The following is a 21,582-nucleotide window of genomic DNA, read 5'->3' on the forward strand; positions in this document are numbered from 1 at the left end:
GTGCGCTGGAGTGGGGCGCGACGGCTTGAAAGCCCGTCAGGAGCCGGCGCGTTTGAAGGAAATTCAGAAACAGCGAAGGGCCGAATTGGTCGGCAGGCTGTCTAAAGGTGGGGAGATCATCATGCAGGTCAAGATGTCACGGCGGCGGTTTCTGGTTGGAACCGCGCAACTCGGGGCGGGGGCGGCGTTTCTCAGCCTCGATATCGCCCAGGCCTTGGGCCAGAACGAGGGGATTGGGCGCAGCCTGATCGGCGAACTCGAAGGCCCCGAGGTCATTACCGACGAAGCGGCTTGGCCAACGTCATTTTCCGAGGCGCCGGACTTGGCGGCTCGCGTGAGTGCCAGCGATTTGCCCCCGGTGATCGAGCGCATCGGCAAGCATCCGCTGGTCATCAAACCCGTCCACGAGATCGGCCGTTATGGCGGAACTTGGCGGCGTGCCTTCACCGGTCCGGGCGACATCCCCAATGGCGTGCGCAATGCTAGTGGCCCGGACAATGTGCTGTTCTTCGACTATACCGCCCAGAACGTCGTGCCCAATATCGCCCGTGGCTGGGAAACCAGCGTCGACGGCAAGGAAACCCTCCTGTTCCTGCGCGAGGGCATGCGCTGGAGCGATGGCGAGCCATTTACGGCCAACGATTTCGTGTTCTGGTTCGAGGATATCTACCAGAACCGCGAGATCGTGCCGAGCGAGTCCGACGTTCTTTCGCCCAACGGCAAGCCCGGTCGAGTGGAGAAGGTCGACGACTACACCGTCAAGCTCAGCTTCGACGAACCCTATTCGTTCATCGTCGAGGTTCTAGCCGGATACACCGACCTCGGTGGCAGCTCCAGCGCCGGCTACTATGGCATGGGCCTGTTCGCGCCCGCTCATTATCTCAAGGTCTTCCTGCCCAAATACGGCGACGCCGACAAGATCGCAGCCGACGCGGCGGCCGCCGGGTACGACAATTGGGTATTGTATTTCAACGCAAAATCCGACTGGGCGCTCAATCCCGACCTTCCCGTCGTCACCCCCTGGAAGGTCACCCGGCCAATCAATGAGGCTGTGTGGGAATTCGAGCGCAATCCCTACAGCGTCTGGGTCGATACCGCGGGCAACCAGTTGCCTTATATCGATAAGATTTCCTTCGGGCTGGCGGAGAACTTGGAACTGGTGAACCTGAGGGCGATCGCCGGCGAATATGACTGGCAGGAACGCCATGTGGACATCAGAAAGCTGCCGGTGCTGCTGCAGAACCAACAGGCCCAGAACTACAAAGTCTACTTCGATCCCAGTGACCACGGTTCGGACCTGATGCTCAGCCTCAACCAGAGCTACGAAGCCGATCCCGAAATTGCCAGGTGGCTCCAGAACGTCAACGTGCGCCGCGCCCTGTCGCTGGGCATCGACCGTGACGAGCTCAACGAAATCTTCTTTCTGGGCATCGGGCAACCGCGCAGCATCGTTGCCGCCGACTCGAATAAATACAATCCTGGCGCCAAATACGGCAAACTATGGGCGACAAAAGACGTCGAGAAGGCAAATGCGCTGCTCGACGAAGCGGGGCTCACCAAAAGGGATGGCGCCGGATATCGCCTGCGCACGGATGGCAAGGGCCGGCTGACCTTCGAGATCGCATCATATGCCGGCGCCTTGCTGCCTTACGGAGAGATGTCGGAAGCCATTCGCACCCAATGGCGGGTCATCGGCATCAATGCCAGGGTCACCGAAGGTGAACGCAATATGGTGAACACCAGGACTCGCAACAATGACGTGCAGATCTTCGCCTTCACAGGTGATGGTTCCGACCATCTGTTCACTTTTCCCTGGAACATCATTCCTGTCTCGGCAGGATCCCCTATTGGTCCCCTCTGGGGCGCCTGGTATGTCAACAAGGGGCAGCAGGGTGTCGAACCCGATGCGGTGATGAAGGAAATCCTTGCAAAGTACACCGCGGCCCTAGTCGCCTCGGATGAGGACCGCATTCGTCTTGGCAAGGAAATCTGGGCGGCTCTCGTCGATAATGTCTACTGTATTGGCGGGGTCGGGCTATCGCCCGCTTATGGCGGGATACGTGTCGTGAAGAACGCCATGGGTAACGTGCCGGCCCGCCAGTACAACGGCCCGGATGCAAAGACGTCCGCGCAGTCCCGGCTGATGTCAGTGTTTTTCAAATAGTCCCGCGCCCAACGTCAACAAGGATCGCATTCCATGAAGCGCCTCACCGCCGCTGTCATCGGGCTCGGCCTCGGCCGGCTCCATGCCAAAAACTACCTGCAAAATCCGGCGGTCGAGCGGGTCGTGGTCTGCGATCCAGATCCGGCGCAGCTCGACAGGCTTAGGCGCGAACTGCCTGAGCTGGCGGCGTTCCATGCAGACATCGCCACGATGCTGAAGGAGGAACGTCCCGATGTCGTCAGCATCGTCACGCCCGACCATATGCATCGTGGTCATGTCGAAGAGGTGATGGCCTCGGGCCACCACGTGCTATTGACCAAGCCGATCGCCAATTCCCGCGTGGATGCCGAGGCGATCGTCGCCACAGGTCAGGCGAGCGGCAAGCAGTTGATGGTCGCTCACGAAGCGCGTTTCCGGGCTCGTTTCCAGATGCTGCGCCAACTGGTCGCCGAAGGCTACTTCGGTGACATCGTTAGCGTGCGGCTGGACTCGATCTGGGACAAGCGCAACCATTTCGCCCACTCTCCCTGGTATGCCAGCCGGGAAGCAGACCGGTCGGTGCTGACCGGCACCGGCATCCACGAAGTGGACCTGGTGCGCTTCATCGTCGGGCAGCAGGCCTCCCGCGTCTATGCCAGTGGCAATCATCTGGGCGATCTCAATTTTCCTCGGCACAAAACGGTCGTCTCCACCATTGACTTTAGTGACGGCTGCATCGCCCAGGTGGGAGCCACCTATGTGGCGCGCTGGCCCAAGGCCGGAGAAGTCCCCGACCAGATCAGGATCATCGGCACCAAGGGCATGGTGATCGGCGACCGCTATTCCCACGATGGCGAAGATGAATGGCGCTATCTGCCGACCCTGGGCAATACCATCGAGGATGGCACCAAGGGCTGCGTCGATGCCTTCGTGGATGCCATCGTCAACGATCGGCCCGTAGCAGTTTCCGGCGGGGATGCGCTGGCGTCGCTGGCACTGTGCTTCGCCGCCGACGAATCCGCTGCGTCCGGCCAGCCTGTGCTGATTTCCGCCGAACCGATGAGCAGACGGGCATGAGCCGCGTACGTCTGACCATGCTCAATTCCATGGCCGGCAGCGACCTGGCTGTCGCCCTTGATCGCCATGTGCAGGAAGGGCTGGAAATCTGCGACCTCAAGGACGGCATCTTCGGCAAGCGCCTGGAAGAGCTGTCTCACGAGCAGGTGCGCAGCCTCGCCGATGAAATCGCGGCACGTGGCCTCAAGACCTATTGCCTGTCAACGTCGCTCGGCGACCACGACCTTGCCCTGGGACGAGAGCGCTGGCGGCAGGTCAATTCCGAAATACTCGACCGCGTTCTTTCCGCCGCTGAAATCCTCAAGCCAGCGCTCATCAGGGCAATCGTTGCCAAGGATACGTTCCTTCCGCAGGGCGGAGAGGACAATATGAACCGGGTGCTCGCCCGATATCCATGGGTGGCGGCTGCCTATGACGAGATCATCGGCCGCATCAATGCTGCGGGCTTTGATGTCGTCCTGGAAAACGAAGCCCATGACTGCATCATTACCTCTCCCGAGGACGTGTGCGACCTGTTTGCAACCCTGAAGCCTGGCCATCGTGTAAGCTATACTTGGGACGTGCAGAACATGTGGCAGATGGGTACTCCGCCATCCCGTGACGTGCTCGATAAGCTGCTGCCGCTGCTCGGAATGCTGCACCTCAAGGGAGGCCGGGCCGGCAGCGATGGCACCCTCAACGATGCCTCCAGCCTGGCCGACGCCTCCTGGCCGGTTGCTGATATCGTGCGGGCAGCCATCGAGAGCGGCCGGATCGAGGTGATCTGCATCAATCCGTCGCATGGCACCAGGGCAGCCGGTTTCGACGGCTGGGCTGTCGCCCGCGACGACCTGGGGTTCATCCGCGCTGCTGACCAGCGCGTCGCCTGAGCGGGAAGAGCACCATGGTCAAATATCTCATCCGGCGCTTCCTGTTGGCGATACTGACCTGCATCGTCATCTCGCTGCTGAGCTTCATCATCATCCAGCTGCCAGCGGGGGATTACGTCACCAGCTATGTGATGGACCTGGCCTCCGCTGGCCAAAACATCACGCCCGAGCAGGAGGCGGCCCTGCGTGCCCTTTACGGGTTGGACGAACCGGTCTGGACGCAATATCTGCGCTGGATCACCCAGGTCGCCGCCGGCAACTTCGGCATGTCGATGGAATGGCGTAAGCCAATCTCGGAGGTTATCGGGGAGCGACTGCTGCTCACCGCCGTCCTCTCCGTCGCCGCTCTGCTGTTGACCTGGGTGCTGGCGCTGCCGATCGGCATCTATTCAGCGGTCCGAAAATATTCCATCGGCGATTATGCCGCCACGGTTATCGGCTTCATCGGGCTGGCAGTGCCGAGTTTCCTCAGTGCTCTGGTCATCAGCTACATCGGCTTTGCCTATTTCGGCCTCAACGTTGGCGGCCTGTTCTCGCCCGAATATGCCAATGCGCCCTGGAGCTGGGCGCGGCTGTGGGACATGTTGTGCCATCTGCCGCTGCCGGCCGGCATCCTGGCTCTGGCAAGCTGCGGCCCAATCATCCGCATCATGCGGGCCAACCTCCTCGATGAATTGCAGAAGCCCTATCTGGTGACGGCGCTTTCCAAGGGCATGAGCCCGTGGCGCGCCATCATGAAATATCCGGTCAGGATAGCTCTCAATCCCTTCATCAGCACGATCGGCCATACACTGCCCTATGTGGTCTCCGGCACCATCATCGTCTCGCTAGTTTTGGGCCTGCCGACGGTGGGGCCGGTGCTGTACCGGGCACTGATCAGTCAGGACATGTTTGTTGCAGGCACCGTGGTGCTGCTGCTCGGCGTTCTCACGGTGATCGGCACGCTGCTTTCCGACCTGCTGCTCGCCATTACCGATCCCCGGATAAGGATGACATAGGAGCCCGATATGACAGATATTGTGTCTTCCCGAGCCAAGAGTCACGCCGAATCCGTTTATTCTGCCGGCCAATGGACTCTGATGTGGCGGCGCTTCCTCAGGCATCGCCTGGCGGTAGTTGGCGGCGTTGTTGTATTGCTGCTCTACGTGATCTCGGTCGGAGCAGGATTCTTCGCCTATGCCGATCCTGAGGCCGGCTCGGCGACCCGTTCCTTGATCCCGCCGCAACCTATCGCCCTGTTCAACGAAGGCCGATTCGAACCGCATGTGCTGGGCCTGAAGCGCGTGCGCGATCCGCAAACTTTCCAGCTTGTCTATACTCCCGATCCCGAGAACCGTATCCCTGTGCGAATTTTCGGGGAAGGCTTTCAGTACCACCTCTTCGGCCTTTTCCCAACCAATATTCATCTGATCACGGCCACCGATGAGGCCGGCAACAGTGCCCTCAACCTCGCAGGCACCGACGTGCAGGGACGCGATTTCTTCTCCCGCATGGTGTTCGCCACCCGCGTCTCAATGACCATCGGCCTGGTGGGAGTCACCATCAGCCTACTTCTGGGCGTGACGTTGGGGGCCATATCCGGACTCTATGGCGGCCTCGTCGATGAGACCATCCAGCGCATCATCGACATCCTAAACTCAATTCCGACCATTCCCCTGTGGATGGGCATCGCCGCCTCGGTGCCGCCGGACTGGGAGCCGACGCAGGTCTATTTCGCCGTCACCATCATCATTTCGCTGATCGGCTGGACTGACCTCGCCCGCGTCACGCGCGGACGGTTTCTGGCCATGCGCACGGAGGATTTCGTGACGGCAGCTCGGCTCGACGGGGCATCGGAGCCTCGCGTCATCTTCAAGCACATGGTCCCGTCCTTTCTCAGCCACATTATCTCAGCCACGACACTGGCAGTGCCGGCAATGATCCTCAGCGAAACCGCGCTGAGCTTTCTTGGCCTCGGCCTCCGGCCACCGGCAATCAGCTGGGGCGTGCTGCTGCAGCAATCGCAGAACGTGCAGGCGATCGCCATGACGCCCTGGCTGCTGTTGGCGGCAATTCCTGTGATCGTCGCAGTCCTTGCTTTCAATTTCCTCGGAGACGGTATTCGCGATGCTGCAGATCCATACTCAAGGTAGCCTGAGCGCCCACCCGGCGGCGGGCAAGGCAGACCCGGACTATATCCTCGACGTTCGCGATCTGGCCGTCGACCTCAAGACCGAGGACGGCATCGTCAGTGCCGTGGACGGTTTCAGCCTGAAGCTCAGGCGCGGATCGACCGTCTGCATCGTTGGCGAGAGCGGTTGCGGCAAGAGCATCACCGCCCGCGCCCTCTTACGCTTGCTTCCGGACAATGGCCGGATCACCGCCGGCGAGGCACGGTTCCGGGCCGGCGACGGCAGCATTGTCGATCTGACCCGGGAAGAGGCCAATGGCATGAGGATGCGCAGCCTGCGTGGTCAGGACATGGCGCTCATCTTCCAGGAGCCGATGACATCGCTGTCGCCGATTCACACGATTGGCGACCAGATTACCGAGACGATTCACCTGCATCACGACGTCAGCCATAAGGAGGCGCGCCGTCGCGCCGCCGACATGCTAGCACGGGTGGGTATTCCACGTGCCGAAACGCGGCTGGATTCTTATACATTCCAGCTTTCCGGCGGCATGCGCCAGAGGGCAATGATCGCCATGGCCCTGATTAACCGTCCGCAATTCCTCATTGCCGACGAGCCGACTACGGCCCTCGACGTTACCACCCAGGCACAGATTCTCGATCTCCTGCGTAAACTGCGGGCCGACTATGGCATGAGCATGATGTTCATCACCCACGATTTGGGCGTGGTGGCGGAAATGGCCGACGAGGTAGTGGTGATGTATCTTGGCGCGGTGGTCGAACGCGCGAACGTGCGGGATTTCTTCCATTCCCCGCAACATCCCTATTCTCAGGCCTTGCTGCGCTCCACGCCACGGCCGGATGGCGGGCTTGGGCGGCTGGAGTCCATTCAGGGTACGGTTCCCGATCCGCTCAACCGTCCACTCGGATGCGGCTTCAACCCTCGTTGCCAATTGTGCATCCGAGGCCTGTGCGACGTCGAGGAGCCACCGACTGTATCGCTTGCCAATGGCACCGATGTAAAATGCTGGCTCCACGCTCCCGAACGAGCCGGAGTGCCGCTGACTGGGCCGCCGGCCAAAATAGATAGTCTGCGGCAGATAGCGGATAAAGCGCCTAATCCGGTTCAGGTTGGCGGGATGATCATCGAGGTCAAAGACCTCAAGATGCATTTCGGCATTGGCAAGGGGTGGCTGCGCCGTCCCGTCGGCGCCGTCCGGGCGGTGGATGGTATCAATCTCGACATCCGCGAGGGCGAAACGCTCGGCATTGTGGGCGAAAGCGGCTCTGGCAAGACGACTCTGGGCAAGAGTATCATCCGCATTTACGAGCCGACTGGCGGCGCGGTGAATTTCCACCGGCGCGACGGATTCGTGGTCGATCTGGCTCACCTCAAGTCGCAGGACCTCAAGGCGCCACGCCGCGAAATTCGGATGATTTTTCAGGACCCTTATTCTTCACTCAATCCGCGCGCCTCCGTGGGCAATATCATCGCTGAGCCGCTGCTGGTCAACAAGATCCTGTCCGGAGCGGCGCTCGAGGCACGGGTCTGCGAGCTGCTGGAGCGGGTCGGGCTGCGGGCAGAATATCGGCATCGCTATCCTCATGCCCTTTCCGGCGGCCAGCGCCAGCGCATCGGCATTGCCCGGGCCCTGGCCCTGGAGCCGCGCATCATCATCTGCGACGAGGCGGTATCGGCGCTCGATGTATCCGTGCAGGCGCAGATTCTCAACCTGCTCGACGACCTTCAGAAGGAATTCGGCTTTACCTATTTGTTCATCGCTCATGACCTTAGCGTTGTGCGGCAGATCTGCAATCGCACCGCCGTCATGTATCTGGGGCGGGTAATCGAGATCGGCGAGACAGACCGCCTTTTCGAGCGGCCGATGCATCCCTACACAGAAGCGCTGCTCAGCGCCGTGCCTGTGCCGGACCCCGATGCCAATGTGAAGGAACACCGGATCGTACTGATGGGCGAAATTCCCGATCCGTCGAACTCGCCCAGCGGCTGCCCGTTCCATACCCGCTGCCGCTATTCCGACGAAACAAGATGCGTCACCGAAGTGCCTGTTCTGGCGCTTCAGAAGGACGGTCGCAAGGCTGCTTGTCACTATGCCGAGACCCTCGAATTACGCGGCCAGCGTAGTGGATCCCCCATTGAGATACTCGAATGAAAAGCCCTCGACCAACTGGCGAAGAGGCGGACCCTTTTTCATTATGAATCGAAAAGGTGCACCGCATTGTGAGAAAGTCAGCATACCACACCGACCGGGACAGACTACCACCGTCTTCAACGTCGCTTACGACCGCGGATAAGCAGCTGGATGAGAAACTCTCGAAACCGGGCGTGGTAGCCAGCCATTTTGATTGCAGGCCCGACCGGGGTAGTTCTTAAGTCGTATCCGCCCGCGCGCTGCGTTGCCCGAGGCGAGCCTACCAGTCGGAACAAAAAGTACGTTAGCTGCCGCGTTTGAGGGGCTCCGGCGTTTCCGGCCGGGCTCTATGTCGCTTTCGCTCAACCGAACCCGACATCCGGTTTCGGCCCATGACGGTGCCGCGACGAAGGTGGCTAGGCGGCAATTCAGAACCTTTGTGCGACGTTAGCAATGTCTGTTTTCGAGCGCCTGTTGAACTGGATGCGACGGCCGAATTCGGGGCGCAAAGCTGTCATTTCCCGCGCGTATGGCCAGGTCTCCGGGTCATGACTTTCCTTTGACCTCCGTTCAGGGGGTCGGCGAGGGGGTCGAGAGCGGCATTTGTTTCGGGCAGCAAGCGTCGGATTTTCACCCCACTACTGCTGTCCGGCGCGGAATATCTCAGGTAGGAAAGGGAAAAATCAGGTCTGGAAAACGAAATGAGATCGATAGACTGGCCTGCAGCGCCGCCTATGACGGATGATCAACGGCGCAATGCCCTGGCTGACATGGAGTTAATCGCGTGCGGCGAAGAACTCGATTTGCCGTGGCGCCGTGTCCGGATTTTGCTCGATCATAAGCTTGCGGTGGTCCAGCATCCCGTTTTGACGGCGGGGAGCCGCACGTCTCTCGGCCTGACTGATCACGGCCTGCGATTCATGGATGCTGCAGGAGCACGCCAGACAAATTGCGCATAAGAACAAATTCCTCTTGACGGGGAACCGGCGGCGGGTGTTCTACTTTTGTTCATTACGACAGGAGCAACCATGCGCAAGCCAGAAACCATCGAACGGCTCTATTTGGATTTCGATGGCTTTTTCGCGTCTGTCGAACAGCAGTGCGACCAACGTCTGCGCAGTCGGCCGGTCGGTGTCATTCCCTTCGAGGGAACGGACAGAACGGCCGTGATCGCATGCAGCCGCGAAGCGAAAGCGTATGGCGTCAAGAATGTCATGCCGATCAACGAGGCGAAGCGGCTTTGCCCGGAGCTCGTTCTAGTTCCGCAAAAGCCGGATTTGTATCGCCGGGCACATAATGCGCTCTTATCGGAAATTGAAACGGTGATTCCGATCGACACGGCGAAGTCGATCGATGAGCTGACGTGCCGCCTCGACGAGGCGGGCCGATCTGACCCGCTCGCCCAGGCGTCGAAGATCAAAGCGACGATTGCCGAAAATGTCGGACCATGGATCACGTGCACGATCGGGTTTGCGGCCAACCGGCAGCTCGCGAAAATTGCCTGCAAGGTTGGCAAGCGCGATGGCGGCCGATATGGTGACGGGCTAACGATCTGGCGGCCGGAAGACCTTCCGGCTGCGATGCTCGCCGTCACAATGGAAGACATTCCAGGTGTCGGCGGCAACATGGCAAAGCGGCTCTATCGTGCCGGCATCCACCGACGGAACAGCTTTACAATGTCCAGGCAAAGCATATGCGCAAGCTTTGGGGCAATGTTACCGGAGAGCGCCTTTGGTGCGCTGCACGGTTATGACGTCCAAGCACCCGCCTCGAGCCGTGGCATGTTCGGACATCGTCGCGTGTTGCCACCGGAGTCGCGGACGATCCGGGGCGCGCGCGAAATCTCGCGCCTGCTGCTGATCAAGGCGGCGCGGCGGCTGAGGCGAGAAAACTTCTATGCTGGGGGCTTGTGGCTCTGGCTGTCGATCCGAGACGGGACTTGGATGGGAAAGCGCCATTTGCCGGTCGTCAACGACGATCAGAACTGTGGGACCAGGTACGGAAGGACCACCCGCGCGGCCTGATGATTTTTCGGATTGGCGTCACGCTCTACGACTTGTCGCCATCACATTAACGCCAGCTCGATTTGCTGCTCATGACGATTGCCAGCGACGGCGTTGGGAAAACGCCAGCAAGGCGATCGACAATCTGAATACGCGCTATGCCGGCACGGTCGTCAGCCTCGGCCAGTGGCGGCCGCCGGCGGGCGGCCATGTTGGCGGCAAGATCAGCTATACGCGCATTCCTTCAGCAGAGGATTTCTGGTGAAAAGCTGGAAGCGAAACATTCGCGTCGGCGACCTCGCCGACAATCAAAAGCTGGAAGCGCGCTGCAAAAAATGCGGCCACGTCCACTACCTCACGCGGGCGATCGTCTGCACGTCGCCGGAGCGTGAATTTCTCTACATCGACGAGCTGGAGCGCGAAACCGTCTGCAGGGCGCGCGGCTGTCACGGCGGAGTGCGGCTCTCGATGGTGCGGCTCGACGAGCTGAGCGGATTCGTCGGCGGCCTGGCCTAGCGGTGAAAACCGCTACGCTTCCGTTGATCCTATCGCTCAAATTGAGCCGGCCTCAGTTCTCCGCGTCCTCGCGATGTTCCCAGCAAGACCAAATCGTCTGTTTCCCGCGCGGAAAGCCCCAGCCGCCCCACTTCGTGCATCCCGCATGCTCGCAATAGTGTTCGTAGATCGCTATCGGGCGCGACGCCGTCACCGGCTTTGATGAAGGATCGTCGCTCATGTATCAGATCCCATACGCGGTTCGCATGTCGATCGGCGTGATCATTTCGTCGCCGCCTTTGTTCTTGCTCGAATTCATCTGGCGGTCGACGCGATGGAATTGAAGCTGGCCGTCAAGATCGTGCGAAAGCAGAGCCTTGGCCTCGCCCGCCGGCGTCCATTGCGTCCGCCGCCATCTGCCGGCGGTTCGCCCGAGCCGTCCTTCGGCTTGACGCTCTTCATCGACGCCCACGCCTCGATCAGCGTGCCGTCGACCGAGAAGTGGTCCGTGGACAGAAGCTTCTTCACCTTGGGCTGCGCCAGCACGGCAGCCAGGAACTTCGCCGCGATGTCGCCCTCCAGCAGCCGGTCGCGGTTCTTCGAGAATACCGAATGGTCCCAAGCAGCATCGACGCCGATGCCGACGAACCAGCGGAACAGAAGATCGTATTCCAGCCGCTCCATCAAAAGCCGTTCCGAGCGGATCGAATAGAACGCCTGCAACGGCATCGCCCGCAGCAGCCTCTCCGGTGGGATCGACGGCCGCCCGATCGGCGTGAGTACAGCGCCGCGAACTCCCGCTCCAGTGCCGAAAGCGCCTCGTTCACAATCGCCCGAATTGTCCGCAACGGATGATCGCGCCGCACCCGCACCTCAAGGTCTACGTAGCTGAACAACTCGCCCGTCTGTCCGTCTCCGCCCCGCATGATTCACTCCCACCTCTTCGTGATCAGAGTGAATCACGAAACCTGGGGCCGTCGCGAGCCCTTTTTCAACAGCCAGCTAGGCTTCGTATCCTATCGTGCTCTCGTCCTTGATCAACGTTTTTATCAACTCGAGTTTGGCCGGGGTGGCAGGGGCGGAGGGTGCCCGCATGAGGAATGAAGCCATGCTGAGCCTAGGAAAATCTTCAAATGACCTACCCGGAGACAACCATTTCACTCGGCAGAATCGCACGGCGATTAATGCTGAGGCGCGGCTCGGCACCCTGGCCGACATAACCGAACGACATGTCGCAGCTCAAAGAGCGGCCAAAGCGTTGCGAGAGACTGAGAAGGGGCCTGGGGCTGGCGACGTGATCGCGTTGGACGAGGCCGCGGCGCGGCGCGACGTGATTGCGTATCAGCCCGCCGATCACCGGGAATCCATTGGGAAGCTGGTATACATCGCGGCATATTTCATCGCGAGGCGGGAGCGTCTCGAGGAAAGGGAAATGGCGACGGTTATGGAGATGGCGGCGCCTTTTGGGTGAGGTGATCAGCCATCATGGGGGTGAAAAAGCCCGCTGAAAAGCGGGCTTTTTCATGCCACAGGTGCTTGCGGGTCAAAGTCGCAGTTCTGACCTGTCCTCATGCGTCTGTGTATCAAACATCAAACGGCCCCTGATCGGCGTCGGTGATCAGCGTTCGCCCGGGCGGAACTGGTCGGGGTTGCGCTGCCCCGGGCGAGCGCGGATGGCGCTTGGCAGCTTTATGGGCGACCAGGCGCGGTTCTTGAAGCGCTGTGGTTAATCTACCGTCTCGATGGTCTCGCAATAATGGTGGTGAGACGGTCGAACAGCGCTGTCGTCATCCGGGCGTCGCCGAAGACGGCGCTTTATTCGGACAATCCTCGCTAAAGTGAGGGCAGGAAACCAACGCCTACTCTCTTCCGACAGTGAACGATCTGAATTCTAGACCATACCCATCTATATATAGAATTTGACGCTTCATTTGAGCAGGAATAGCGGGATGGATGGAGACCCTTCTGGGTCGATTGGCCATCCTACAGGCCGTATGACATGAGAGGTGTCACATGCCCATTGTCGATCGCGTGGCGGATCTGCATCCGGATATCGTTGGATGGCGGCGAGATCTCCATCAACATCCCGAGCTCCTTTACGATGTTCAGCGGACCGCGGCTTTTGTTGCTGACCGTCTCCGTGAGTTCGGCTGCGATCAGATTGTAGAAGGAATCGGGCGAACGGGCGTTGTTGGCGTGGTCAAAGGTCAATTGACAAGCGGTTTGGACGCTCCGTCGCCCATTGGACTGAGGGCAGATATGGATGCCTTGCCCATTCTGGAAGCGACCGGCCTCCCATATGCCTCCACAGTTCCGGGAAAGATGCACGCCTGCGGTCATGACGGGCACACAGCGATGTTACTGGGTGCGGCCCGCTACCTCGCTGAAACGCGAAATTTCGCGGGCAAGGCCGTTCTGATTTTCCAACCTGCTGAAGAAGAGGAAGCAGGCGCGGCTGCCATGGTCAAGGATGGGCTCATGGAGCGCTTTTCCATATCCGAGGTGTTCGGGATGCACAATTGGCCGGGTATGGCGATAGGAACATTTGGGATTCGGGCAGGTCCCATGATGGCGGCTTACGACGCCTTGGAGATCAACATCGAAGGTCGCGGGGGACACGCGTCCATGCCGCAAGACTGTATAGATCCTGTCCTGGTGGGTGCGCAACTGATTACAGCGCTGCAGCAAATCGTGGCTCGAAACGTTAATCCTCTTGAAGCGGCAGGGGTCTCGATCACCGAATTTCACGCTGGCACCATGCCAGGCGTCATTCCTCAGTCAGCGGTCCTGCGGGGTTCTATACGCTCACTCTCTTCTGAAGTGCATCAGCTTATCAAAACCCGCCTTGCCGACATTGTTGCCGCAGCGTCCCAGATGAGCGGTGCGAAACTGGAGTTGGCGTTCACGGGCGGAAGCCCGGTCACATTCAATCATGCCGAGCAGACCGAATTCGCACGGAGGGTCGCTCGGCAGGTAGCCGGCGATGCGAACGTTTCGGAAAACCGACCAGTCATGGGAGCAGAAGACTTCGCTTATATGCTCGAAGCTCGCCCAGGCGCCTACATCCTTTGTGGAAACGGTGATAGTGCCGGTTTGCACCATCCGGCTTATGACTTTAACGACGATGCCATCCTGTACGGGACATCCTACTGGATCAAACTTGTCGAGACCAAGCTAGCGCCTTGAAGCGGCCACATCCCGCGCCGAAGCTTGGCAGCTCAGCCGAAAACTGATGGCCCTGCTGCCCGATCTCGATGCTAGATGGGGCCTATATCAACACTGCATTTGGCCGATTCCACGATGCCTCCTCATAATCGTCCAGGCTGGCGCAAAGGCGTGAGCCGTGATGGAATTCGGGGCAAATAGATGGTCCTTTATCCGCCTATGAGCGTGTTTGTACGAACCAAAACCCGGTCGCCCCAGGGGGACACTATGAATAATTCCACTCAAATCGGGGAACGCGGGATGAATCACTCCGTCACGTCAGCTAGTCTTGAACATGAACGCCGTCTAAGCGAGGTCAAGCAGGCTTGTCGGGGCCGCAACATTGACGTTGCTGTATTCACCAGCCCGGAGAGTATCTGTTACATCACCGGTCTTGACTATGAAGGTTATTTTGCCCTTCATGCTCTGCTGGTATCGCCCGATGCGGGGTCAATTCTATTCGCACGCTATATCGAGGCGCCCACGGTTTCTCGGCAGACTACGGGTATTGAATTCGCTGGATACACCGACACTGATGACGTTGCAGCATTGATAACGGCTAAAATAGTTTCAATAACCGGGGAAGGAGCGCGCATTGGGCTTCAGCGAAACAGTGCCGCCACGGTTAAGATCGATGCCCCTCTGCAATCGTATCTCCCCAAAGCGCATCTCATTGATGCATCGGGTATAGTCGAGAGCCTGCGAGAAGTAAAATCGCCCTTCGAGATAGAGCAGATCAAGCGCGCTGCTCAAATTTCCGATCTCATGGTTTCCACCGGCCTCGGTGCAGCCGGTGAGGGGGTGGTCGAAAACACTGTTGCTGCGAAGATCTATGGTGCGATGATCGCAGCGGGAGGACAATGCCCGGGCTTCCCACCATTCCTCAGATCGGGTGACAGGATATCAGAGCCACATACTTCGTGGACCGACCAGCCTCTCAAAAATGGTGCTCCGCTTCTTCTGGAGTTGTCGGGCTGTGTAAATCGCTATCATGCGCCAATGGCCAGATATGGGTACATCGGATCCGCATCTGCAGCAGCAAAGCGATTAAGCGATGTCAGCCATCAAGCGCATCTGGCCGCCTTGGCGGCTCTCAAGCCCGGATGTATTGCTCGGGATGTCTATTCCGCTTGGAAGGCATGTCTTGAGCCTGCAAATGTCAGCCCCAGAGCTCCACACTGTGGATACATGGTCGGTCTGTCTTTCCCACCCACCTGGACTGGCGGCCCTGGCGTACAGAGCCTGCACGAGACGAGCTCGATGGAAATCCGCGAATGCATGACTTTCCATCTGTTGACCTGGGTAACCGATGGGCAGAATGACCATTTTCTTTCAGACTCCGTTGTCGTCGAAGAGGCCGGGGCCGTTTTTCTGACGAAAACGCCGAGAGAGATTTTCGAGATCTGACGAAAATCAAACGGCCGATATTTCGACCAGTCGGCGGAGCGGTGTCTTAGGCCCGTCATGGCAGGTTTGACTACACGATCGTCAAAGAATCAGGCCAGTCTGCGAGGTTAACCCTTCGGTCGGATATAGAGGTAACGATCTGGTTTCGACCGCGTCTCGGCCATCTTGAAACGCGATGGCACCTTTCGAGACTTTATGTTGGTGTACCCAACGCCAACTGGCGCATATCATTATTCAAGCGCGGCGCGGAAATCTCTGCAATCTTGAAAACTCTGCAATTTTCCGCCCTGCTCGTCAAGATAACGGGTCCGGCATGCACGGCTATTCGGTTCTCTCCATTCTGCGCAACGGCCTCACGGGCCAAAAGCACTGGCCTCTCGCCTGGCGCGCGCCCAATCCGAAGTCGAACTATGATGTGGTCATCGTGGGCGGCGGGGGACACGGGCTGGCGACCGCGTTCTATCTCGCCGAGAACCATGGCATTCGCAATATAGCGGTTCTAGAGAAGGGTTATATTGGCGGCGGCAACGTTGGCCGGAATACAACGATCGTCCGGTCTAACTATTTGCTCGACGGTAATACCCAGTTCTACGAATTTTCGTTGAAGTTGTGGGAGGACCTGTCGCGGACGCTCAACTACAACGTGATGTTCTCACAGCGCGGCCAGTTGGTCGCCGCCCATTCGCCCGATCAACTTGATTCTTTCAGCCATCGCGCCAACGTTATGCGCCTGAACGGGATTGACGCGGAAACCCTTGACCGCGACGAGGTCCGACGAATGGTGCCCTATCTCGATTATTCGGAGACGGCCCGCTTTCCTATTTATGGCGCGCACTGGCAGAGCCGCGCCGGTACTGCTCGTCACGATGCGGTGGCCTGGGGATATGCACGTGCTGCCGATGCCCATGGCGTCGACATCATCCAGAACTGCGAGGTGACAGGCTTCATTCGTCACGGCGAACGTATCGTTGGCGTTGAAACGACCAAAGGGCAAATCGGCGCGGGGAGGGTTGGCCTTGCCGTGGCGGGCCACACGTCGATACTAGGCCGCAAAGCCGGTCTTGAACTGCCGATCGAGAGCCATATTCTCCAGGCTTTCGTGACCGAGCCGATCAAGCCGCTTGTCCATCAGACCGTTGCTTATGGTGCAGACCATTTTTATGTCAGTCAGTCTGACAAAGGCGGACTTGTCTTTGGTGGCGCGCTTGACGGCTACAATTCATATGCCCAGCGCGGCAATCTTGGAATCGTGCGCGACGTCGCCGAGGCGGCGGTTGCCCTGATGCCCTGTATCTCGCGCCTACGGATTCTGCGCCATTGGGGTGGGGTAATGGACATGACGCCCGACGCAAGCCCGATCATGTGTCCAACGCCGATCGATGGGCTCTACCTTAATGGTGGCTGGTGCTATGGCGGCTTCAAAGCCACCCCCGCCTCGGGTTGGTGCTTCGCCCACACCCTCGCCACAGGCGCACCTCATCAGCTCATCGCCGCCTACGGGCTCGACCGCTTCCGCACTGGACGCACCATCGACGAAGCCGGCCTTGGCCCGTTTGCCTGGCTGCAATAATAGGACTGACCCCAAGTGCTGCAAATCGAATGCCCCTGCTGCGGTCCGCGCGATCACGACGAGTTTCGCTATGCTGGCGACGCATCCGTTAGTCGTCCAGCCCACAATGATCCCGATTTCGAACGCTGGTACCGTTACGTCTTCGTGAGGGAGAACCCGGCAGGCATCCACCGGGAATTTTGGCAGCATGTGATGGGCTGTCGGCAGTGGCTAATCGTTGAACGCAATACCGTGAATCACACGATCCTTTCAGTCAACTTCAGCAGAGGGACGGTGGCATGAGGCGACTGAACAAGCTCGGGCGGATCGATCGTTCGCAGCCCATCGCATTTACCTTCGACGGAAAGGCGATGACGGGCTTTCGCGGGGACACCCTGGCGTCGGCGATGCTTGCCAACGACGTGACGATCGTTGGCCGGAGTTTCAAATATCACCGGCCGCGCGGAATATATTCGGCAGGACCCGAGGAGCCGAACGCGCTCGTAACTTTAGGAACTGGCGGACGGCGCGAGCCAAACATGCCGGCAACTACGGTGGAACTGGCGGACGGCTTGGTGGCCGAAAGCCAGAATCGCTGGCCATCTCTCAAGTTCGACGTTCAAAGCATTAACAGCTGGTTCTCGCCGTTCTTAGCGGCAGGTTTCTACTACAAGACCTTTATGGGACCAACTCGGCGTTCCTGGATGTTTTACGAGCACTTCATCCGGAAGGCGGCAGGGCTCGGCCGCGCAGGGGAAGAGCCCGATCCTGACAGATATGAAGTCCGTCATCTCTTCGCAGACGTGGCGGTTGTCGGGGCTGGACCGGCTGGACTGGCGGCCGCGCTAGCTGCAGCGGAGGCGGGTGCCAAGGTCGTGCTCGTCGAGCAGGATTTTATGGCAGGGGGCCATCTTCTATCTGAGCCTTCGGACAGCGAAGCGGGGGCTTGGCTTTCTGGAATGTTGGCACGGCTCGCGGACATGCCAAATGTTTCTCTCATGACGCGCACCAGCGCGTTCGGGGCCTATGACGGCAATGTGCTCGGTCTCTTGGAGCGGCTCGGCTCAAGTTCCGCTGACCCAAGGCAAGGTGCGCGCCAGACCTTGGGGCTGTTGCGCGCCAAGTCGATTGTGTACTGCACGGGCTCGATCGAACGTCCGCTCACCTTCGCGAACAATGACAGGCCTGGCACAATGCTCGCCTCGGCAGCGCGCACCTATCTGAATAGATATGGCGTGCTTGCGGGTAAGAGGGTCCTGGTGGCGGCTGACAACGACAGCGCCTACAGCGCGGCCTTCGATATTGCGGCAGCCGGGGCGCAAGTGACGGTAGCTGATAGCCGCACCCAGCCTACGCCTCAACTTCTCGAGCAGGCGCGACGCGGAGGAATTGCCGTACGTGCGAAATCGACGATCGCGACGGCTGTTGGAGGTCAAAGTGTCCGTGCGGTCGTGCTTGTAGAACCCAGCGGTAAGGCTTCGCTCGAATGCGATCTGGTGGCCGTTTCCGGCGGCTGGTCTCCGACGGTGCATCTGACCTCTCATCTGGGGACCAAACCGGTTTATCGTGAAGACATTCGCGCCTTCGTTCCTGGTAAGCTCGGAGCGGGGCAGTTCGTGGCCGGTGCTGTAACTGGAAGCTTCACCACAGGAGCTGCCGTCGACGAGGGGCATCGTGCAGGGAACGAGGCGTTCACGTTCTGCGATGCAACGAGACGATCGCAGGCGCGGGTCAAGCGTGATCTTCCTAAGACCAATGCCGGACTTAGTGTTGTGGGAGATGATAGGAACCCGGGTTTGTGGCCAAAACCCCCTTTGTCTCCTCCGTCGGAGAATAGGTTCTCAAAGCAGGCCGATGAGGGGGCTGGCGGGCAGATGAACCTTGCCAAAGGCAAGGCCTTCATCGACCTGCAGATGGACGTAACCGTGAGTGACATCGCGCTGGCGCATCAGGAGGGATACCAGTCCGTCGAACATCTTAAGCGCTACACTACACTGGGGATGGGCACCGACCAAGGCAAGACAAGTAATTTCTACGCGCTTTCCGCCATGGCCGGCTTACGCGGCATGGCGATCCCGGAAGTGGGCACTACGACTTTCCGGCCTCCCTTTACGCCGGTCGCCGTCGGGGCGCTGGCTGGGCTCAGTCACGGCCATCATTACAAGCCGTTTCGCCGCACACCAATGCACGATTGGCATGTCTCCAATGACGCGGAGATGCTTGAGACCGGCCTCTGGATGCGGCCCTGGTTCTATCATGCTTCTGGCCGCGACGTGAACGAGGCCTATGTTGCGGAAATGCGAAATGTGCGGGAGGCGGCCGGCCTCATGGATATCTCCACACTCGGTAAAATCGTGGTTCAAGGGCCGGACGCGGCTGAATTCCTAGACCGCGTTTATGTTAACGGCTTTGCCAAGCTGCCGGTCGGTCGCGCGCGTTACGGCGTAATGTTGCGCGATGATGGCATCGTCTTCGACGACGGCACTACCACGAGGGTAAGCGACCAGCACTTTTTTATGACGACATCAACTGCTCGGAGCGCGGACGTGATGTCTCGGCTCGAATTTCTGCTCGATACCGCCTGGCCTGATCTGCGCGTTTCGGTAACTTCGGTGTCAGACGAGTGGGCGGCGATGTCGGTGGCCGGTCCTAAGAGCCGCGATATCCTCGCGGCCGCCTTTCCCGATTTGGACGTGTCTAATGACGCGTTGCCGCATATGGGTCTTCTTGAAGGTCGGTATAGGGACAAGCCCCTTCGCATCATTCGTCTCAGCTTTTCGGGCGAGCGGGCTTACGAAATCTATACGGGGGCGAGCGTGGGCAAGGAAGCATGGTGCCGCCTGATGGAGGCCGGCACGCCCTTCGGCCTTAAGCCTTATGGCTTAGAGGCTTTGGGGGCTCTGCGCGTCGAAAAGGGTCATGTCGCCGGGCCGGAGATCGACGGCAGGACGACGCTCGACGACCTCGGGCTACGCCGCATGGCGGGCAAACGCAGCGGCTTCGTCGGCGAGGTTCTTGGACGGCGCGAAGCATTCAGCGACCCTGAGCGGCCACGGTTAGTCGGGCTGCGTTGCGTTGAGGATGGCAAGCGGTTGCGCGGTGGAGCGATACTCTTCAGGCCTAACGAGCCTGTTCAGGGCCATGGGCTCGGCCGTATCACTTCGACCACCTACAGTCCCACACTCGACGCCTGGGTGGGGCTGGGGCTTCTTGCCTCCAGCGCATCGCAGGAGGGCGCCGAGTTTATCGCTCATTATCCCTTGAAAGGTGAGGCGGTGCGGGCCCGCGTAGTCTCGCCCACATTCCTCGACCCGAAGGGAGATTGGTTCCATGGCTAATGGTTCTGACCAAGCCGGTCTTGGGATAGCGTCGCGGGACTGCGGAATCGTTCAGTTCGACGGCTGGGACGGCGCCATGGAGCGTTTTGAGACCGACCTGGCGCCGAGGCTCGGCGGGCAGCTCCCTACGAAGGTCGGTGAGACCACGTACCAAGACGGCAAGCTTGTCATTCGAATTGCGCCGCGCCGGTTCTGGCTGCTCTCCGATGGATCGCTACCTCCTATTGATATCGATCCTGAGCTGGGCTGCATGCTCGAACTCGGCGAAGGCAGGGTGCGTCTGCGGCTTTCCGGCCAAAATATTAAGCATGTGCTGGAGCGATGCGTCGTGGTGGATTGGGACTCTTTGCAACAGGGGAAAGGGGTCCAAGTTGGTTTTCATCGCGTGCCGGTCCTGCTATTGCGCACAGGGTCGTTCCAATGCGACCTTTTCGTCCCGCGTAGCTTCGGCAGGAGCCTGGTTGAGTGGATTTCGGGCGCCTCCGCGGGCGTTACACGACTATCCGCGTCGAGCTGTCGAGATGGGAGATGGGCTGCCGATCCGCCTTTGATCTCAGCAATCCGATAGCGTGGCCCGATCGGCAGGAACAGGATGTTGCGTTCCAGCGGCATCTCGCTGAACAGACTAATGCCCAGACGGCGAAAAACTGAGCAAAGCGACAGTTCCTATCACCACTCAAGGATTTTCTTTTGGCTGGTCGGCCAACCGAAGTTCAGGCGAAGTTGAACTACTTCGATGCCCAATACTTTTAGCACGTCGCTAAAGGATCGAACCATTGCGAAAGCCCTGGTTGAACGTATTCCCACGATTGAAGAACTTCGAGTAACCTTGCCTCTATGCCAAGCGTTTGCTACGCGGCCTTCGTCATATCAACCTCGCGGAACACTATGATGGCGCGCCGACGCAACGAAAATGCGAACTCGTACGCGATTGGAACTGCGGGGTAGCATCCCTCGATCACTTCGGCTGACGTTTTTTGACTCCAATCTTGAGACAAGCAGCATCGTCGTGCGGGGACGCTTGCTAGGCCGACCCTCTGAAACGCGGCATTCCACCAGACGCATGGAAGACGCCCGCGAGGACCACTTTGGCCTTCGGCCGATCCACCATCTGACGCCAACATTCATCAACCTTCATGATCGACCGCGGGGAAACCCTGAGGCCGGTGACGACGCGAACCTGAACAAGAACCCTTGATCAGAGCGAATTAGAGAAATTTTCAGGGGGCAGGCC

At 59.4% G+C, this 21,582-nt stretch carries 16 protein-coding genes and 1 pseudogene; 15 read left to right on the top strand and 2 right to left on the bottom strand.

Features of this window, described 5'->3' with window-relative positions; all coding sequences use genetic code 11:
* Nucleotides 1-121 precede the first annotated feature (121 nt).
* From NKH33_RS22200 to NKH33_RS22235, 8 genes are all read left to right on the top strand, one after another.
* Entirely contained in the window at nt 122-2,164 is a 2,043-nt protein-coding gene (locus NKH33_RS22200) for an ABC transporter substrate-binding protein (RefSeq protein ID WP_352921486.1), read from the top strand.
* Between the two features lie 33 nt (nt 2,165-2,197).
* The gene (locus NKH33_RS22205) at nt 2,198-3,220 is read left to right on the top strand and encodes a Gfo/Idh/MocA family protein (RefSeq protein WP_352921488.1); all 1,023 of its coding nucleotides are present in this window, start codon (nt 2,198-2,200) and stop codon (nt 3,218-3,220) included.
* On the top strand, nt 3,217-4,089 hold the full coding sequence (locus NKH33_RS22210) for an IolE/MocC family protein (protein WP_352921489.1): 873 nt from the start codon (nt 3,217-3,219) through the stop codon (nt 4,087-4,089). The genes NKH33_RS22205 and NKH33_RS22210 overlap by 4 nt, the downstream gene beginning before the upstream one ends.
* A gap of 14 nt (nt 4,090-4,103) precedes the next feature.
* Nucleotides 4,104-5,087, top strand: a complete 984-nt coding sequence (locus tag NKH33_RS22215) for an ABC transporter permease (protein ID WP_352921491.1) — start codon at nt 4,104-4,106, stop codon at nt 5,085-5,087.
* A 9-nt stretch (nt 5,088-5,096) separates the two neighbouring features.
* Nucleotides 5,097-6,221 carry an ABC transporter permease gene (locus NKH33_RS22220; protein WP_352921492.1) on the top strand — a complete coding sequence of 375 codons (1,125 nt, stop codon included), beginning with the start codon at nt 5,097-5,099 and terminating at the stop codon, nt 6,219-6,221.
* Nucleotides 6,196-8,373 carry an ABC transporter ATP-binding protein gene (locus tag NKH33_RS22225; RefSeq protein WP_352921493.1) on the top strand — a complete coding sequence of 726 codons (2,178 nt, stop codon included), beginning with the start codon at nt 6,196-6,198 and terminating at the stop codon, nt 8,371-8,373. The genes NKH33_RS22220 and NKH33_RS22225 overlap by 26 nt, the downstream gene beginning before the upstream one ends.
* A gap of 1,007 nt (nt 8,374-9,380) precedes the next feature.
* The gene (locus tag NKH33_RS22230) at nt 9,381-10,376 is read left to right on the top strand and encodes a Y-family DNA polymerase (protein ID WP_352921495.1); all 996 of its coding nucleotides are present in this window, start codon (nt 9,381-9,383) and stop codon (nt 10,374-10,376) included.
* 240 nt (nt 10,377-10,616) lie between these two features.
* Nucleotides 10,617-10,871, top strand: coding sequence for a hypothetical protein (locus tag NKH33_RS22235; protein ID WP_292333064.1), 255 nt, complete (start codon nt 10,617-10,619; stop codon nt 10,869-10,871).
* Between the two features lie 52 nt (nt 10,872-10,923).
* Here the strand turns inward: NKH33_RS22235 and NKH33_RS22240 are convergent, their stop codons facing one another.
* Together NKH33_RS22240 and NKH33_RS22245 are read right to left on the bottom strand one after the other, a co-directional pair.
* Nucleotides 10,924-11,091 carry a hypothetical protein gene (locus NKH33_RS22240; protein WP_352921497.1) on the bottom strand — a complete coding sequence of 56 codons (168 nt, stop codon included), beginning with the start codon at nt 11,089-11,091 and terminating at the stop codon, nt 10,924-10,926.
* A gap of 158 nt (nt 11,092-11,249) precedes the next feature.
* Nucleotides 11,250-11,776, bottom strand: a pseudogene (locus NKH33_RS22245) (transposase); the annotation flags it as partial.
* 167 nt (nt 11,777-11,943) lie between these two features.
* Here NKH33_RS22245 and NKH33_RS22250 point away from each other — a divergent pair.
* From NKH33_RS22250 to NKH33_RS22280, 7 genes are all read left to right on the top strand, one after another.
* Nucleotides 11,944-12,321 carry a hypothetical protein gene (locus NKH33_RS22250; protein WP_352921499.1) on the top strand — a complete coding sequence of 126 codons (378 nt, stop codon included), beginning with the start codon at nt 11,944-11,946 and terminating at the stop codon, nt 12,319-12,321.
* A 542-nt stretch (nt 12,322-12,863) separates the two neighbouring features.
* A complete protein-coding gene (locus NKH33_RS22255) occupies nt 12,864-14,036 on the top strand; it encodes a M20 aminoacylase family protein (RefSeq protein WP_352921501.1) in 1,173 nt (390 codons plus the stop codon).
* A gap of 279 nt (nt 14,037-14,315) precedes the next feature.
* Nucleotides 14,316-15,461 carry a M24 family metallopeptidase gene (locus tag NKH33_RS22260; protein ID WP_352921503.1) on the top strand — a complete coding sequence of 382 codons (1,146 nt, stop codon included), beginning with the start codon at nt 14,316-14,318 and terminating at the stop codon, nt 15,459-15,461.
* Between the two features lie 313 nt (nt 15,462-15,774).
* A complete protein-coding gene (locus NKH33_RS22265; protein ID WP_352921552.1) occupies nt 15,775-17,031 on the top strand; it encodes a sarcosine oxidase subunit beta family protein in 1,257 nt (418 codons plus the stop codon).
* A 15-nt stretch (nt 17,032-17,046) separates the two neighbouring features.
* On the top strand, nt 17,047-17,313 hold the full coding sequence (locus NKH33_RS22270; protein ID WP_352921505.1) for a sarcosine oxidase subunit delta: 267 nt from the start codon (nt 17,047-17,049) through the stop codon (nt 17,311-17,313).
* Nucleotides 17,310-20,348, top strand: a complete 3,039-nt coding sequence (locus NKH33_RS22275) for a sarcosine oxidase subunit alpha family protein (RefSeq protein WP_352921507.1) — start codon at nt 17,310-17,312, stop codon at nt 20,346-20,348. The genes NKH33_RS22270 and NKH33_RS22275 overlap by 4 nt, the downstream gene beginning before the upstream one ends.
* Entirely contained in the window at nt 20,341-20,916 is a 576-nt protein-coding gene (locus NKH33_RS22280) for a sarcosine oxidase subunit gamma (RefSeq protein WP_352921509.1), read from the top strand. The genes NKH33_RS22275 and NKH33_RS22280 overlap by 8 nt, the downstream gene beginning before the upstream one ends.
* The last annotated feature ends 666 nt before the right edge of the window (nt 20,917-21,582 follow it).

The organism is Mesorhizobium sp. M1182, from assembly GCF_040318335.1.
Classification (GTDB): domain Bacteria; phylum Pseudomonadota; class Alphaproteobacteria; order Rhizobiales; family Rhizobiaceae; genus Mesorhizobium.

Bases quoted from the DNA above. Each gene is read 5' to 3' on its own strand.
- NKH33_RS22220 (WP_352921492.1), top strand. From the start codon at position 5,097: ATGACAGATATTGTGTCTTCCCGAGCCAAGAGTCACGCCGAATCCGTT.
- NKH33_RS22205 (WP_352921488.1), top strand. From the start codon at position 2,198: ATGAAGCGCCTCACCGCCGCTGTCATCGGGCTCGGCCTCGGCCGGCTC.
- NKH33_RS22210 (WP_352921489.1), top strand. From the start codon at position 3,217: ATGAGCCGCGTACGTCTGACCATGCTCAATTCCATGGCCGGCAGCGAC.
- NKH33_RS22255 (WP_352921501.1), top strand. From the start codon at position 12,864: ATGCCCATTGTCGATCGCGTGGCGGATCTGCATCCGGATATCGTTGGA.
- NKH33_RS22200 (WP_352921486.1), top strand. From the start codon at position 122: ATGCAGGTCAAGATGTCACGGCGGCGGTTTCTGGTTGGAACCGCGCAA.
- NKH33_RS22260 (WP_352921503.1), top strand. From the start codon at position 14,316: ATGAATCACTCCGTCACGTCAGCTAGTCTTGAACATGAACGCCGTCTA.
- NKH33_RS22275 (WP_352921507.1), top strand. From the start codon at position 17,310: ATGAGGCGACTGAACAAGCTCGGGCGGATCGATCGTTCGCAGCCCATC.
- NKH33_RS22230 (WP_352921495.1), top strand. From the start codon at position 9,381: ATGCGCAAGCCAGAAACCATCGAACGGCTCTATTTGGATTTCGATGGC.
- NKH33_RS22265 (WP_352921552.1), top strand. From the start codon at position 15,775: ATGCACGGCTATTCGGTTCTCTCCATTCTGCGCAACGGCCTCACGGGC.
- NKH33_RS22240 (WP_352921497.1), bottom strand. From the start codon at position 11,091: ATGAGCGACGATCCTTCATCAAAGCCGGTGACGGCGTCGCGCCCGATA.
- NKH33_RS22280 (WP_352921509.1), top strand. From the start codon at position 20,341: ATGGCTAATGGTTCTGACCAAGCCGGTCTTGGGATAGCGTCGCGGGAC.
- NKH33_RS22215 (WP_352921491.1), top strand. From the start codon at position 4,104: ATGGTCAAATATCTCATCCGGCGCTTCCTGTTGGCGATACTGACCTGC.
- NKH33_RS22225 (WP_352921493.1), top strand. From the start codon at position 6,196: ATGCTGCAGATCCATACTCAAGGTAGCCTGAGCGCCCACCCGGCGGCG.
- NKH33_RS22250 (WP_352921499.1), top strand. From the start codon at position 11,944: ATGAGGAATGAAGCCATGCTGAGCCTAGGAAAATCTTCAAATGACCTA.